Source organism: Streptomyces sp. NPDC054847 (genome assembly GCF_053610925.1).
In genome coordinates this window covers 1-14,252 of record NZ_JBSGZJ010000159.1, presented here as the reverse complement: position 1 = coordinate 14,252, position 14,252 = coordinate 1, and the positions used below count along the sequence as shown (strand labels likewise).

The 14,252-nt window shown below is 69.2% G+C and carries 12 protein-coding genes and 2 pseudogenes; 7 read left to right on the top strand and 7 right to left on the bottom strand.

Annotated elements, in window-relative coordinates:
* Positions 1-193, top strand: a pseudogene (locus ACWGH4_RS17815) (hypothetical protein); the annotation flags it as partial.
* 11 nt (positions 194-204) lie between these two features.
* On the opposite strand, the gene ACWGH4_RS17810 reads toward ACWGH4_RS17815, so the two are convergent.
* Both ACWGH4_RS17810 and ACWGH4_RS17805 read right to left on the bottom strand, forming a co-directional pair.
* Positions 205-420 (bottom strand): hypothetical protein, encoded by a 216-nt coding sequence (locus ACWGH4_RS17810; protein WP_453461562.1) that lies wholly within the window; start codon positions 418-420, stop codon positions 205-207.
* Positions 421-455: 35 nt separating this feature from the next.
* On the bottom strand, positions 456-911 hold the full coding sequence (locus tag ACWGH4_RS17805; RefSeq protein WP_453461559.1) for a hypothetical protein: 456 nt from the start codon (positions 909-911) through the stop codon (positions 456-458).
* 1,037 nt (positions 912-1,948) lie between these two features.
* Between ACWGH4_RS17805 and ACWGH4_RS17800 the strand changes: the two genes are divergently transcribed.
* Positions 1,949-2,194: a hypothetical protein gene (locus ACWGH4_RS17800; RefSeq protein ID WP_453461556.1), complete on the top strand. Its 246-nt coding sequence runs from the start codon at positions 1,949-1,951 to the stop codon at positions 2,192-2,194.
* Between the two features lie 392 nt (positions 2,195-2,586).
* Here ACWGH4_RS17800 and ACWGH4_RS17795 read toward each other — a convergent pair whose 3' ends face one another.
* The 3 genes from ACWGH4_RS17795 to ACWGH4_RS17785 form a co-directional block, all read right to left on the bottom strand.
* Positions 2,587-3,441, bottom strand: a complete 855-nt coding sequence (locus ACWGH4_RS17795; protein WP_453461554.1) for a L,D-transpeptidase family protein — start codon at positions 3,439-3,441, stop codon at positions 2,587-2,589.
* 128 nt (positions 3,442-3,569) lie between these two features.
* Positions 3,570-4,361, bottom strand: a complete 792-nt coding sequence (locus tag ACWGH4_RS17790) for a peptidoglycan-binding domain-containing protein (protein WP_453461551.1) — start codon at positions 4,359-4,361, stop codon at positions 3,570-3,572.
* 86 nt (positions 4,362-4,447) lie between these two features.
* The gene (locus ACWGH4_RS17785; protein WP_453461549.1) at positions 4,448-6,172 is read right to left on the bottom strand and encodes a GH25 family lysozyme; all 1,725 of its coding nucleotides are present in this window, start codon (positions 6,170-6,172) and stop codon (positions 4,448-4,450) included.
* A 206-nt stretch (positions 6,173-6,378) separates the two neighbouring features.
* Between ACWGH4_RS17785 and ACWGH4_RS17780 the strand changes: the two genes are divergently transcribed.
* From ACWGH4_RS17780 to ACWGH4_RS17770, 3 genes and pseudogenes are all read left to right on the top strand, one after another.
* Complete coding sequence (locus ACWGH4_RS17780) at positions 6,379-7,368, top strand: DUF2690 domain-containing protein (RefSeq protein WP_453461546.1); 990 nt, start codon at positions 6,379-6,381, stop codon at positions 7,366-7,368.
* 54 nt (positions 7,369-7,422) lie between these two features.
* Positions 7,423-7,614 (top strand): annotated as a pseudogene (locus ACWGH4_RS17775) (YxiG-like protein); the annotation flags it as partial.
* A 358-nt stretch (positions 7,615-7,972) separates the two neighbouring features.
* Positions 7,973-9,175 carry a serine hydrolase domain-containing protein gene (locus ACWGH4_RS17770; protein WP_453461544.1) on the top strand — a complete coding sequence of 401 codons (1,203 nt, stop codon included), beginning with the start codon at positions 7,973-7,975 and terminating at the stop codon, positions 9,173-9,175.
* A gap of 653 nt (positions 9,176-9,828) precedes the next feature.
* On the opposite strand, the gene ACWGH4_RS17765 is transcribed toward ACWGH4_RS17770, so the two are convergent.
* Positions 9,829-10,056, bottom strand: a complete 228-nt coding sequence (locus ACWGH4_RS17765) for a transposase (RefSeq protein ID WP_453461541.1) — start codon at positions 10,054-10,056, stop codon at positions 9,829-9,831.
* Between the two features lie 1,469 nt (positions 10,057-11,525).
* Entirely contained in the window at positions 11,526-12,317 is a 792-nt protein-coding gene (locus ACWGH4_RS17760) for a C40 family peptidase (protein WP_453461539.1), read from the bottom strand.
* A 552-nt stretch (positions 12,318-12,869) separates the two neighbouring features.
* On the opposite strand from ACWGH4_RS17760, the gene ACWGH4_RS17755 reads away from it, so the two are divergent.
* A complete protein-coding gene (locus tag ACWGH4_RS17755) occupies positions 12,870-13,403 on the top strand; it encodes a hypothetical protein (RefSeq protein ID WP_453461536.1) in 534 nt (177 codons plus the stop codon).
* A gap of 41 nt (positions 13,404-13,444) precedes the next feature.
* On the top strand, positions 13,445-13,966 hold the full coding sequence (locus ACWGH4_RS17750; protein ID WP_453461533.1) for a hypothetical protein: 522 nt from the start codon (positions 13,445-13,447) through the stop codon (positions 13,964-13,966).
* Positions 13,967-14,252: the final 286 nt, after the last annotated feature.

The following is a 14,252-nucleotide window of genomic DNA, read 5'->3' as shown; positions in this document are numbered from 1 at the left end:
ACCGCCGCCTGGTCCGAGCCTCGGAGTGAAGCCGCTGATCGCCCGCAGGGCACCGAGCACGGCTCCGGTCTGGGCCCCAACGCTGCGAGCGTTCGCTCACCTGCACTGGTTCGGCCGCCTGCGGATCCGATGGGAGATACGCGACGACATCCACGAAGCCTTCCTCACCCTCGGATGCGCACTCATCTGCTGGAGGCGCGCCTGTCACGGCAGCCGGTCTGAGGAGCCCCCGTCTTCACGCAGCAGCCATTCCCTGACTGAAGGAGCACGGTCCAGCAGTTCGCTCACCCGCATGCCGTCGTCGCGCGAGGTCACTCTCGGCAGCGGGGTGAAGTCGTCGGGAAGCACGTCCAGCAGGCTCATCACCCGGTCTCCCGCACGCAGGGTGATCAACAGCTCGCACCGCAGCTGACGCGGCATATCCGAGCGTTGGTCCGCAGGGCTCGGCTGCCCCGTCAGCAGTGGTCGTTCCGCCACTGGCCGCCCTCGCGCACCCAGGGTTGCTGCTTCATGGTCAGGGTCGGCACGGGGTACGTGTACGTCACGCGAGCCATATCACCCGACAGTTGATCGACGGCGACCGTCTTGATCTCGTGCTTCCCGTATGTCGCCACGGTCGCCTCGACCATCGGCCGGTACAGCTCGATGGGCGCCTCGTCCCGGCAGCGTTTCGACATCAGGCTGTGCGCCGTGGCGGCGTCGGTGGCGAAGTACGCGGCGGAGTAGGCGCGCACCGCCTTCTCAAGCGCGGCCTCCTCATCGTCGGCGGCTGGCTTGTCGGCTGGTTTCTCGGTGGCGGCGGGCGCGCTGGCCTTCGGTGAGGAGCTGGCGGGTGGGGCGTCGGCTTCTGTCGAGCAGGCGGTGAGGGTGAGGAGCAGCACGGCGGCCGCGACGGTGGTGGTGTGGCGCATGGTCCCCCCATGGACTGGCGTGGTGTGGGGTTCAGGGTATGGCGAAGCCCCTGCCGGCCGTACTTCCGTTCTAGCGGTCGTCGCAACACCCCAGCTCAAGGGGTGCGATGGACTTCGAGATCGGCCAGCGCCCGGAGCTTTGTAGGCCCTCAGCGTGGTGCGGCAGCCCCCGACATAGCGGCGGTGCCTCTGAAGTGCCCGGCACGCACTGCGCCCTGGAGCCGCCGTGCCCGTGCCCGCTGTCCCCGCCGGGTTTCGCGAGTCGCATCCGGCTCATCAGTCACATGACCCGCTATACGCCACTGCGACTTCACTCGCCCTGGGGGTTTGGGCAGTTTCTCAAGAATCAGCCAGTCGCTGTGTCCGCGGGCTATGCCACTCTCGCTGCGTGAACGATTCTCCCGTAGAAAGTCGCAGCGGGCTGCGTGCATGGGCTACGGGTGTTGGGGCTGCTGACCGAGCAAGTCAGCAACGAGGGGAGCAATGCATGATCCCGTTACCGCCGACTCGAGCGAAGGGGCCCGCCGCGTTCGGTGCCGCAGGCCCTGGTGACATCGGGCCCTTCGGCCGCTGGCCCGACCCGAGAGCGACTGACGACCCTCACCCCGAGCAGGACAGGTTAAGACTGCAGACCCAGACCCTCCTGTGTGGGCACTGCGAGGCCGGCCAGGGCAACGGCCAGGCCCGTACCATCGCGGCGACCGCCCACGGCCTGACAGTGACGTGGCATCTGTTGTCCTGCCCGCACTACGCCGCCGATCGCATCCTCGCCGGACAAGAAGACTGAGCGCAGTAACGCAGCAACGGGCCATGGCGCGGCGTTCGTCGGCGACGACGTTTTGAGTAGGGCGGTCCTCGTTATCGGGCTTGAAGCGTGACCGGGCGCGTGCCGGCGCGTTGTTCTGGGCACGCGTGCACCCTCCGTCCCCCACGGCAAGGCACGCCGGGCCCTGGCCGGGGTGGGTGAGGCCGACCAGGGCCCGCTTCATGCTCCATGGCACCGCAAGAGCGGGCACCCTGCTCAGGCGGGAGCGCGCATGGACAGCACGAACAGCACCGCCGCCCCGGGCACATCCGCACCCACCGTGGTGTGCGGCGCCAGCGCCGCCGGCGTCCACCAGGCCCGCGAAGCCGTCCGCGCTTTCACTGCCGGTCTCCACCCGCCGCCCGACCAGGCGGTGACCGACACCTTGGCCCTGGTCGTGTGCGAACTCGTCACAACGCACTGCGCCACGGCGGAGGCCAGTACACGCTGCGACTCTCCGCCGATCCCCACACACTGACGGCGGCGGTCAGCGACCCCAGCCCAGCCCTCCCGCACGGGCGCCCGCCCGACCTGACCGGCAACGGCGGCGGTTTCGGCTGGCACGTGATCCGCCGCCTCACCAGCCACCTCGCCATCACACACAGCCCAGGAACGGGCAAAACCATCCGCATCCGACTCCCGCGATAACCGGGAGCAGGAAGGCCGTTCAGCACCGCGGCCTCTTCTACCGGCAATCTCTGTCGGGCGGGGCACGGAGCGCAGCGTCGTTCGAATCACTTGAACGTTTCTCCGCATTTGGGGGCCCGTCCCGGCCGCCGCCGGCTCGGCAGCGGCCTCACGTCTGGTGGGCTGTGGCCCCGACGGGGACGTCGGGGCCACGAAGGGTTCAGGTCTTGCGGGTCTGTGTTGTCAGCTGACGTTGAGGGTCAGGTTCTTCGGCCAGCCGGCCTGGTCGAGACGGGTGAAGAGGTCCTTGATGTCGTGGGGCGCGAGCTTGATGCAGCCGAAGGAGCTGTAGTCGCTGGGGCCGTTCCAGTGCCACGTGTCGTCCTTCTCGAACCAGTTGTCAGGGGCCTGCCCGCCGTTGGTGAGCATCTCGCTGTGGATGAACATCTCGGTGCGCTTGACCGGCTTTTGCCCCGGCGCGGGTGTGCAGTACTTGTCCTCGATCTGGATGGCGTAGCCCTGGACGGCGACCCGGGGGTTCCAGTTGCCGCGGTCCGTGAAGTGTCCCTTGATCTTGTAGATCCCGTTGGGCACCCAGCCCGTGTTGGGGACGCATTCGTCGGTGCTGCCCCCTCCGGATCCAGCGCGGTAGCTCTTGAGCTGCTTGCCGTCCTTGACGAGGGCCAGCCGGGAGTTGAGCGGGTCGCTCCAGTTCTTGGTGAGCTTCAGGACGTAGCCGCGGGGGGCCGGCTTGGGCTTGGTGGGGGCGGGCTTGGTGCTCGAGGACCCGGTGAGCAAGGCGTTCCAGGTGTGGGGGCCGACGATCCCGTCGGGGGTCACGGCGTGGCCGTGTGCGGTGAGGCGCTGCTGGAGTTCGACGACGGCTTGGCCGCGGCTGTCGTTGTGCAGGGTGGGCCGTTCCTTGGTGTTCGTGGTGGGGTGGGCCGGGGCGGCCTGGCGGGCTGCGGCGCCGGCCGGGTCGTCGTTGGCGCTGGCGGTGTGGAGGGCCTGCGTCGTGCCGAGTGCGGCGAGCGCGGCGACGGTGAGGGCGGTGGTGACGGCGGCCCAGAGGGAACGGGGGGTGCGGTTGCGGTTCATGATGTGCGGTCCTTCCGTGTCGTGTTGGTGGGCGGGGCGGCGTGCCGGGCACGGTTCGCCCTGGAGTGCAGGCATGTGACGTCGCGGATGTTGGTCGGGGGGTCGGCGCCGTGAGCGACGCCTGTCGCTCACGGCTGCTCGAGGGTCACCAGCGCGGACCAGGTGTCCGGGCCGACGACGCCGTCGGGTGCGAGGACGCGGGCGGTCTGGAAGGCGGTGACCGCCTGGGCGGTCGCCTCGTCGAAGGCTCCGTTCGCCGGCACGGGGTGGCCGTGGGCGGTGAGCAGGCGCTGGGCGGCTGTCACGGCCGGTCCGCGGTCGCCGGCGCGGACGGTGACGATCAGGGCGTGCCATGTGTCGGGGCCTGTGATGCCGTCGTCGGCGAGGGAACGGTCGCGCTGGTAGACGGTGACCTGGCTGGTGGTTGCCGGGCCGTAGACCGCGTCGGGTGCGGTGCGGTAGCCGTGGGCGGTCAGGAGGAGTTGGATCGCGGCGACGGTTTCGCCGCGGTCGCCGGACTTGACGAGCGGCCAGGTGCGGGGGCCGGGGGCCGGTGTCTGTGCGTTCCCCGTGCCGGGGGGAGGTGTTGCGCCGGGTGTGCCGGGAGCCTGGGGTACGTCCGGCGAGGGGGCGGGCGGCGTGTGTGCTGGGGCGTCCTCGGTGGGCTCCGGGTCCCCGAGGCCGTCGACGCTCTCCTGCTCGCATGCGTCGGCTGTCGGGCATTCGTCGGCGGGCGGTGCGGCCGCGGGTGGCGGGGTGCTGTCGGCGCGGCCTTGGGCGTTTTGGTAGGCGGAGGCGGCCATGGTCAGTGCAGCGATGACGAAAATGGCCAGGACCAGAGGGCGGCTGCGGAGCCAGTCGGCCAGCCGCCGTGTCGGGCCGGATCGTCGTGCGGTCGAGGCAGTGTGTTTGCCGGTCATTGGGTCTTCTCCGTGAGGTGAGGTGCCGTGGGGGCGGGGTGGGGCGTCGCTGCCGTGGCGCCCCGCCCCGCTCCTGCGGGGGCCGGTCACTTCCAGGCGCAGTGGACGTGGGTGCGGTGGCCCTTGTCGCCGGGGCCGAGGACCTCCGTCGCGCCGAGCTGGCGGCAGGCCTTCATGAAGGCGCGGTGGGGTGCGCCGCTGCCGACGTGGATGCCGTTGATCTCGTTGACGTCGAAGCTGAGGCCGCGGTAGTGGCGGGAGGTGCTGCTGTGGACGCCGCCCACGAACTCGGTGACGTTCACGCGGAATCCGTGGGAGCTGCGCAGGCTCAGGAGGCCGCGGAGCATGCGGGCGTCGAGCTGGACCCGCTTGGCACCGACGTGGCTCTGGGGGCTGGTGAGCGCGCCCTTGCCGGCGGCCATGTCGACGATGTTGGCGTAGGCGGTGGAACCGCTGTGCCGGGTCTCGGAGTGCACCCGGGCGAACGTGATGCCCGAGGTCTTCAGGAGCTGCTTGGCCAGGGCGACGGCGTCACCCGCAGCGGGCGGGGAGTCGGAGCCACCGCCGGTGCGGTCGGTGAGCAGGGCCCTCCACGTCCTGGGCCCGGCGACGCCGTCGGGCTGCAGGCCCTTCGCCTTCTGGAAGGACCTGACGGCGGCCGCGGTGCCCGGTCCGAAGACGCCGTCGGTGCGCAGGCGGGCACCGGAGTCGTTGAGCTGGTGCTGGAGGGCCGTCACCGCCGAACCCTTGGCGTCTTCCTCGAGGGTGACGATCAGGGCTCCCCAGGTCTTCGGACCGATCACCCCGTCGGCCTCGAGGCCCCGGGCGGTCTGGAAGGACTTCACCGCTGCCGCCGTATTGGGGCCGTAGACGCCGTCGGCGTCCAGGCGCGTCCCGGCGGCGTTCAGGAGCTGCTGTGCGGTGACGACGTCGGTGCCGCGGCTCCGCGCGCTCAGCACCGGAGCTCCGGTGACCGGTGCCTGAGTGGCCGGCGGTCGAGGGGCCGGCGAGGCGGTGTCCCTGTCTCCGGTTCCGCTCAGGTGCGCGAGCCGGCGTAGCTCGGCCAGTGATCCGCGGAAGACGTTCAGGTCGACGTGACCGGCGGACGGGATGCCCGGCACGCTTCCGGTCTCCGCGTACTGCCAGATCTTCCAGTCCTGCCCGGCGCCCGGGACCGGGGCGGGCTCCTTGGAACCGCTCTTGTACCGGGGTTGCCACATCACGTGTCCGGCGAGCACCGAGCCGTCGCCTCCCATGCAGGCGTCGACGAACGACTTCGTGGTGTAGACGATCGGCTTCACGCCCAGCTGGGAGCTGACGGTGTTGAGGAAGGCGCGGACGCCGGCGGTGCTGAAGTTCGCGGGGCACCTGCGCTCGTGCTGCTCGAGGTCGAGCACAGGGGGCAGCTCGCCCGCCGCCTTGCCCGTGTAGCCGGCCGCCTTCACGGTGGCGACGAAGTTACGGGCCTGGTCGGCTCCGGGCGTGCGGCCGTAGAAGTGGTACGGGCCGTGGGGCAGGCCCGCCTGCCGTGCGCCGCGCAGGTCGCGGGTGAACCACGGGTCCTGCCAGTCGGCGCCCTCGGTCGCCTTGACGAAGGCGAAGTCCTGGCCGGACGAGCGGACCCGGTTCCAGTCGATGGGGCTGCCGCCGCTGTGGTTGTGGTGGCTGGTGTCGACGCCCTTGACCGCGTACGAGGAGGGCGAGGCAGCGTCGGCGGGAAGCACGGTCAAACCCGCGAAGATCATCCCTCCGCTCGCGAGCACCGCGCCCGTCCAGCCGGCGGTCTTCCTCTTCCTGGTCGTCCAGTTCACGTCTCTTCCTCTCATCGACCCGCCCGCACGCCGACCCGAAGGAGCCGTGTTTGCGGTGGCGGGTGAGGTTGAGTCGCAGCGGTTTGTGCGGCTCGAGTGAGAAAGATGACCGTCCCGTCATCCCAGCGCTAGAGTTCTTCTAACGGTGGGTCATATTGGGACGCGCAAGTCCCTGACCAGCGGATTTATGATGCGATGGGGGCATCGTGGGACGGTTCGGGACACCTGCGGGACATGACGGGCCGGCTCAGGACGGAGTCGGCGACGAGACGGCGAACGAGATCCGGGACAGCGACCCCGCTGAGCCTTCGGCGGAGCTCGTCGAGCTGATCGCGGCGATCCGCCGGTGCATGGACGAGCTCAGCTGGTCCTACAACGTGATGGGCCGCAGGACGAACACTTCCTCCAGCACATGGAACCGCTGGTGCACCCAGACCCGGCTGCCGCGTCGGGACGCCCTGGTCAGCTTCGCCAAGGCCGCCCCCGAAGTCGTGGGGCGTCACCGGCTCCTTGCCCTGTGGGAGGCGGCCCGGGCGGCGCAGGAATCCGCGCGCGAGACGGAGGCGCGGGTGACATCGCCGTCTGTGGAGCAGACCGCACCAGTCCCAGCGTCAGTCTCTTCGAACACCCCGGCCCCGGCAGCCGTCCCGCCGACTCCGGCCGGCCGCCGTTTCGCCCATGGATCACTCTTACTGAGCGCCGCCGGAGTACTCGCTATGGGGGCGGGCATCACGGTGTGGACCCTCAGCGCGAACGCCGGCGACACGTCCGGCGGACACGCAGCACCGCCCGCCGCGACATCCGCACCTGCGACTGCCAGGCCTTCGCCCACCATCAGATGCCACGGCGAATCCTGCGTATCGCTGGACCCCGCCCACACCCACTGTTCGGACGACGCCGTCACCGCCTACAGCGGCCAGAAGTACGGGGTGACGATCGCGCTCCGCCACAGCCCGGCCTGCGGAACTGTATGGGCCAAGATGAGCAAGACATCTGCCGGCGACCGGGTCACCGTCACCCACCAGGACGGTCACTCCGAGGAATACCGCCAGCAATACGGACGCGACGCCCACACCCTCATGCTCGCCGTCGACGCCCCTGAGGACGCCAAAGCCTGCGCCATCGTCCAGGACCGCGGCACCGTCTGCGCCACCCAGCGGGGCGCTGCGGCCCCCGCCCCCACCACAACAGGCTGAACCGCTGTTGTCATTGCCGACTGAGACCTGGCGGGTCTCTTTGGATACGTCTGAGGCGTGGAGTGGCACTGCCTATACCCAGGAGCCACGATCCTCCCTGAGTCGGAGGCGACCAGACGCTGGTCGAAGGCCCTATGGATCGACTTCCACGAGGTACGCATTGAGACCGACGCGCACAACCTGACCTTGCTCATCTCCGACCTTCAGGTGAGCGAGGTCCAGGCGGGATACGCACCGTTCGTCTGATCGTGGCCAGTTACATTTCCCCGCTCCTGGCCAGTTGACGGGGTATCAAGTAGCCGTCGACTGTCACCCTCGGTCAGCGTGGGGGTGATTGCCTGCCGGGGCGCGTCATAGCGCCGCGTCTGTGGCGCGGCTGGTGGGTTAGAGCCCGGACAACAGCGTGCGCCGCCGGTCAGCCAGGCCGGGGGATGCCGAACCGTCGTTGGGCCAGCCGGGCAGTTCACCACTCCGATGGGCGTGGCAGGGATGCCGGCATCCGCCCCCACAGGTGACGCTGGCTGAAGGCAGGCGTTCTCGCGCGTCGAGGCCGGTGACGTCGACACATGGGAGTCGGGAACCAATGGGCCGATGCAAAAGCCGTTTGCTGGGAGCCTTGGTCCTCGTCGGTGTCCTGGCGGTGTCGGCATGCGAGTCGCACCGCGACACCGTGGTGTCGAGCGGCAGCGACAGCGGAGCTCTCGACGCGCCGACCGCAGCCAAGGTCAAAGAGATCGTCCGCCGGTTCCAGGACACCAACCGCACCCCTGGGGTCCTGGTCGGCATCTGGAGCCCGAAGGGGACCTTCATCAGTGCCACCGGCGTCGCCGATCTCGCGACCCGGGAGCCCCTCCGAGCGGACATGCAGTTCAAGATCGCGAGCCAGACGAAGACGTTCACGGCCAACCTCGTCCTGCAGCTGGTGGGGGAAGGGAAGGTTGCCCTCGACGATCACATCTCCAAGTGGGTGGCGGGCGTGCCCAACGGGGACCGGATTACGATCCAGCAGCTCCTCAACCACACCAGCGGCCTTGCCGACGGTTTCACTTCGCCCACCGTCCAGGGGAAGATCCCCACAGGCTGCACCGTCGAGGAGCTCCTCGACGCGGAGGCGAAATTCCCGCCCGTCGCCCCTCCCGGCACCAAGTGGTCGTACAGCAACTACGGTTACAACCTGCTCGGCCGCGTAGTGGAGCTGGCCGGCGGCCAAGACCTGAGCACCGCGGTCCAGCAGCGCATCGCCCGACCGCTCGGACTCCATCGCACCCTGCTCCCGACGTCGGGCAACGGCCTCAGCAAGCCCTTCACGCATGGGTACGGGCTGGGAGATGTGGGCCCCACCCAGGCACCCACCGCCGCCGATGACGCGACAGCCATCCCGGCGTCGTGCCTCTGGGCACACGGAGCCATGGTCTCGACACTCTCGGACATGCGGATCTGGTCCCGCGCCATGGCGACCGGTGCGCTGCTCAAGCCGGCGGTCTGGGCCGAAGCAACCAAGAACCCGATCCCCTTCGTCTTCACGGGGAACTACAACGGGCCCGGCAAGTGGCGCTACGGACTGGGCTTCGTCGAGTCCGGCGGGTTCATCGGCGGAGAAGGCAGCTTCGCCGGCTACGAGTCCACCACCATGTACTCGCCCAAGCTCCAGACGGTGATCGAGGTGGTGTCCACCAAGAACCCCAACGCCATCACCCCTCCCCCGATGTTCCAGGCCCTCGCCATGGCGGTCCACGGCACCGATCTCGGCTTCGGCCTCACACCTGAACAGGCGCTCGCGCCGGCGTTCACCGGAGAGGCGGGATAGCCGGCCCAGCGAGCGGCCCCGGCAAAGCGCGACCGTCGGCGTCAGCACGGACGGCGACGGAAATTCCACAGATGGACAGCGGCTCCGCGCTCATTGCCCACCCGTCGGTTGCGTCCTGGGAAGTGGTGTACGGGTTCGACCCGAACAGGTTCCTGGCGCTGGTGCTGAGCGGCCAGACGGCGGCTCATGAGCGTGGTCATCCCCACAGGATGACGGCTTCGCTGGTGTCGGAACGTCGCTCGTAGTCACGGACCAGACGCCGGCTGCGCAGAAACCAGGCAAAGGATCTTTCCACAACTTAGCGGCGGGGCAGGACGTGAAAGCAGGAGACGTCGTCACTGCGGCGGACGACGTCAAGAACGAGTCCGAGGTGGCGGGCGTCAGTCCTGGAAATGGCCGGTGTAACCGCCGTCGGCCCCAGATGCGCGACAGCCGCCGCAAGCGGCTCTTCGCCGTCGGCAGCAGGATTTGGGCGGCGTCCCGGTCGGTCGTGGAAGCCGGCGTGACCAGCACGGCCAGAAGGAGTCCGATGGTGTCGGTGAGCAGGTGCCGCTTGCGTCCGCCTTCACCACTGCGAGTCCACGACCGCCGCACTCGGCTCCTCCTCACGACCCTCAGCCTCACGGACGGCTCCGCGCAGCCGGTCGTGCAGCTCAGCCACCAGTCCCGCATCCCGCCAGCGGGCGAAGAAGGCGTACACACGCGGCCAGGGCGGGAAAGTCGCAGGGCATCGCGCGCCATTTGATGCCGTTGTCGACGAGGTAGCGCACCGCGTCGATCATCTCTCGGTGGCAGTAGCCCTCCGGACGCCCGCCCCGGCCCGCCATCCACGCCGGCACCGGCAGCAGATCCCGCACGAGTGCCCACTCGGCATCGCTCATGTCCGAGCCGTACCGGGGCCGGCGCTCCGGCCGGTCGGCCGCGTTGCCGAACCAGTGGGCGAAACAGTCAGACCCAGGAGTGGACGGACTGGACCCGGCAACCGTCACCACGCGACACTTCGACAACAGGGCCTCTTGCTCCTCGCTGGACTCGACAACCGCGAGCTACCAAGAGGCCCTTCTGTCATGCCTCCGCACCCGATCCAGCCCTCCGTTCAAATCGGGCCGACCGTGCGAACGGATAGAGAACAGCCAGTTAAGCTGCCGGGGTGTCCGGGCTCTGACAAACAACGCCAGGGGGCAGGGTGGACGGGGGACAACCGCAGCCGCAGGGGGCAGCGGACGCCGCGCAATTCGTTGCGATGATGCGCCAGTTACGGCAGTGGGCACATGTGAGTTACCGGGAGTTGGAACGCCGGGCCGAGGTCGCCGGAGACGTGCTCCCACGTGCCACGCTCGCCGGCGTCCTGAAGCGGCAGGAGCTGCCGCGGGAGGAGCTGCTCGCCGCCTTTGTCCGGGCCTGCGGTGGGGACCGGTCCGTCGTCGACGCCTGGGTGGGTGTCCGAAAGCGTCTGGCTGTCGAAGCCGAGCAACGTGCTTCGGCCGTCGAGTCGGCCGCGCATGCGGCATCGGGAACGCCTTCGCCGACTCGTATTGCGTCGGTTGACGCTTGCGAACCGCCCGTCGCGCGTGGCGAGACGCAGGACGGCTTTCCCGATGGACAGGATGAAGCAGGCAGTACGGGCTCCCTCAGTGCACCGGCAGCGGAAGGTGCGCCTCGCCTTGACGTGAATGGCTGCGCAAAGGCCCCAGGCCTTCCTTCTGTCGCTGAGGCCGCGGCACAAGAGGACTCGTCCATGGGCACCGCGGTGGAGGCGGACACCGGCGCTGCCGGTGAGGGGGAGGCCGTTTCGCAGGAGGTACTCCCGACGAGACCGGCACAAGCTCCTGCGCAACCTGCGGCACCGAATGCTGAGGTGCGACGCTCTGGGCATGCTCGCCGGCGCGGTCCTGTCCTGGTAGCTGTCCTTGTGGCCTTGCTGCTTTCGGCCGGTGTCACCGGCATCGTTCTGGCTCCCGACGACGGTCCTGGCGAGCCGAGCCAGCCGCCGAAGAGCCCACCCGTGACCATCACGCTCTCCCCTGAGCGCACGTCCGACCGGACGCCGGAGAGCACCGTCTCCAGCCCAGCGGCCAAGCCTGCGGCCAAGGACAAGCCGGCACCGGGCACCACAAGGCACACTCCATCGCCGACCCAGAAGACGTCCCGTCCTGAACAACCCGTCCCAGAGGGGACGTCGAGGAAGCCGGAATCGACTCCGTACGAACCACCGCCTGCTCCCGACGACCCCTACGAGCCTCCTCCGTCCTCGACGCCGCCGCCGACCCACGGCGGTGATCCGTTCCCTGAGGAGAGTTGCTGGGATGCCACCGACGACTGCGTCTGAGCGGGCGGTCACATCCGGCTCTTACGCTGCGATGTGGCGATAGGCGACGACGTGTGAGGCGGGCGGCAGTGACGCGATGGTGACGGTGCGGCCGGAGCCGGGCGCATGGATGACCTTGCCGTCACCGATGTAGAGCTGGACATGTCCACCGCCGTAGCTCAGCACCAGGTCGCCGGGGACGAGCTGGGAGCGGCTGGTGGCGCTGCCGGCATCGATCTGCTGCCAGGTGGTACGCGGGATGCTCACACCTGCGGCCTTCCACGACCGCATGACCAGGCCGGAGCAGTCATAGTCCTTCGGGCCGGTCCCGCCCCAGACGTAGGGCTTGCCGATCTGCGCCGTTGCGAAGGCGACGGCTTCAGCGGCACGTCCTTTCGTCTCGCTCCGCGGGCGCGTGCGTGACGTGTCCTTGCCGGATGAGTCTTTGCCGGACGTTTCCTTGCCGGGTTTGCTGGGCGAGGGACGCTTCGACGCGCCGGGTTCGGCCGGCGGCGTCGATCCGGCGCCTGCGGTGGGAGTTGCGGGTGACGGCTTCAGACGCAGGGTCTCTCCGGCGTAGATGAGAGTCGACGTTCCCAGACCGTTCAGACGTTGCAGCGCCCGGACGGTGGTGCCGTGGCGGTCGGCCAGGGCGAATAGCGTGTCGCCGGGCCGCAGCAGCACCGTGCTGGGAGCCGCGGGTCTGCCGCGGTCCGTCTTGGCGGGTGCCGGTCGCGGCACCGGATCGGGCTCTTGTTCCACCACCACGGGCCTGTCGGGTGGTGAGGCTGTGAGAGAGGCTCCTTGCACGCCGAGGACCGCGCCGAGAAGCACGCAGACGAGGCTCGTCACGCACAGGATCAGCGCCGTCTGAGCGAACCGCACGGTCTTGCGTACTCCTGCCCGGGTGGGCGAGGGGCGCGCATGCCTGCCGCGGGCCGGGCGAAGCACCGTGCCGGCCCTGCGGAGTACCGACCGTATCTCCAGCGTCATCACAAACTCCGTTCGTCGGGCCCCTTTTGGGGCTTGACCGGAGCCTTTTCCGACCGCGGCTGTCCGGCAAGATCTCATGGCCTCCGGGACAGTCCGAGACGCACCGAGACACGCGGGCCCGGTCTCCCCTGTCCGTGTGAAAGGGCCCTGGGACACGCCCTGACCTGGGCGGACGACCCCGGACTGTCCCAGCCGCCTCCAGCCGTTGCCCGGAGTCGGCGGCAACCGCAACGCTCTGGTCAGCAGGCTGGCCGACGCCGACGTCCGGTGGCCGGCTGGGGCCTTGGGCCCGCCTCTTCGCCGGCGCTTTCGGCTCATGCCCCTCGAACGCGGCCCGAGGCTCACCGCCCGGCCTTCCCTGCTCTTCCTTCAAGCGATCCAAGGAGCACTGGTGTGAAGAACACACGCGTCACCAAGGTCCGCGCCATCGCAGTCACCGCTGTCGGCGGACTTCTGGCCGGGGCCGTCACCGTCCTCAGCCCGGCCCAGGCAACCGAAGGCCCCTCGAGCTGCACGCCCAAGCGCGTCACCGTCTACCCCGGGGACGGGCTCCCCCCGCACCTGCGCTGGGGAGAAGTGAACTTCGAGGTCACCGTCTGCCCCAAGACGGATGCGGACAGCTGGGACACACAGGCCAGCGCCACCACCAACGGGACAGGAAATACGGCCGGCTACCTGCTGGAGTCGGCCGCACTGCGGGTCAACTCCACGGTCGAGAACGGCAGGACGCAGACCGCCACGTACACCGGCAGCTTCACCGTGAAGGATTGCGTCCCACTCACCCTGTGGCCCTGCTCCCGCACGCACAGGGTCGAGGTCGGCTTCGCCCTCATCGCCGGCAAGAAGAACAAAAAGATCCGCACCGTCTACGGCGGCGGCATCGAAAGCACCATGCCGCGCGGAATGGCCCTCTACCGCACCCCGTGACCTACATGCGCATCCGTCGACTTTCCCATCAGGAGGAAACAGTGAAATTCAAGCGCCTTGCCCTCGCCACTGCCGCCTGCGGTCTTCTCGCCGGCGCCGTAGCCACGGCGACCAGCTCCACGGGCACCGCGGCCCCCGCCCGTCAGGCAGCCGCCTGCGAGAGCACACAGCTCACCCTCTACCCCGGAGCCCTGACCTCTCTCCGGTACGGCGAGTGGAACATGAACGTACTCGCCTGCCCCACGAAGAGCCCCGCTTCGTGGAAGAAGGACTCCCGCATCGAGCTCAACGCCACCGCGTCCAACGTCGGTCTGACCGTTGCCGAGGACTCCAAGCTCCGCATCACCGAGACCGGCCAGAACAAGTGGAACCGGTTCGCGCGCTACGAGGCCACCTTCCAGTCGCGCAGCTGCCTGGCCAAGGTGGGCTGGCCGTGCAAGAGCCCCCGCACCTGGACGGCGCGGTTCACCGTCACCGCAGACAAGAAGAGCCACGAGGTGAAGATCTACAAGCACGGGAGCGGCACCTCTGATCCCACCTTCGCGCTGTGGTCCACCCCGTAGCTGCACGACGGCCGTACGCCGGTCCCCCACCACTGCCGGATGATGCCCCGCGGGCTCGTCCACGCAGGCACATCGCTCCGGGCCACCGACGGGTGAGCTCGGGCCCGTGCGGCTCGAGCGACAAACCGGCGGACCGGCGTATGCGCAAGCCCTGAGGGGGTCCACAGTCCGTTCGGCTTTCACCGAAAAAGAAGCCGGGCACGGCCGGGGTAGCCGTGCCCGGCGTCCGGGAGGGGTGTCTGAACGACTTTGGCACCCGGAACTTCCTCTGGGGCCGGCCTCCGGC

Bases quoted from the DNA above. Each gene is read 5' to 3' on its own strand.
- ACWGH4_RS17795 (WP_453461554.1), bottom strand. From the start codon at position 3,441: ATGAACCGCAACCGCACCCCCCGTTCCCTCTGGGCCGCCGTCACCACC.
- ACWGH4_RS17765 (WP_453461541.1), bottom strand. From the start codon at position 10,056: ATGAGCGATGCCGAGTGGGCACTCGTGCGGGATCTGCTGCCGGTGCCG.
- ACWGH4_RS17790 (WP_453461551.1), bottom strand. From the start codon at position 4,361: ATGACCGGCAAACACACTGCCTCGACCGCACGACGATCCGGCCCGACA.
- ACWGH4_RS17810 (WP_453461562.1), bottom strand. From the start codon at position 420: ATGCCGCGTCAGCTGCGGTGCGAGCTGTTGATCACCCTGCGTGCGGGA.
- ACWGH4_RS17800 (WP_453461556.1), top strand. From the start codon at position 1,949: ATGGACAGCACGAACAGCACCGCCGCCCCGGGCACATCCGCACCCACC.
- ACWGH4_RS17805 (WP_453461559.1), bottom strand. From the start codon at position 911: ATGCGCCACACCACCACCGTCGCGGCCGCCGTGCTGCTCCTCACCCTC.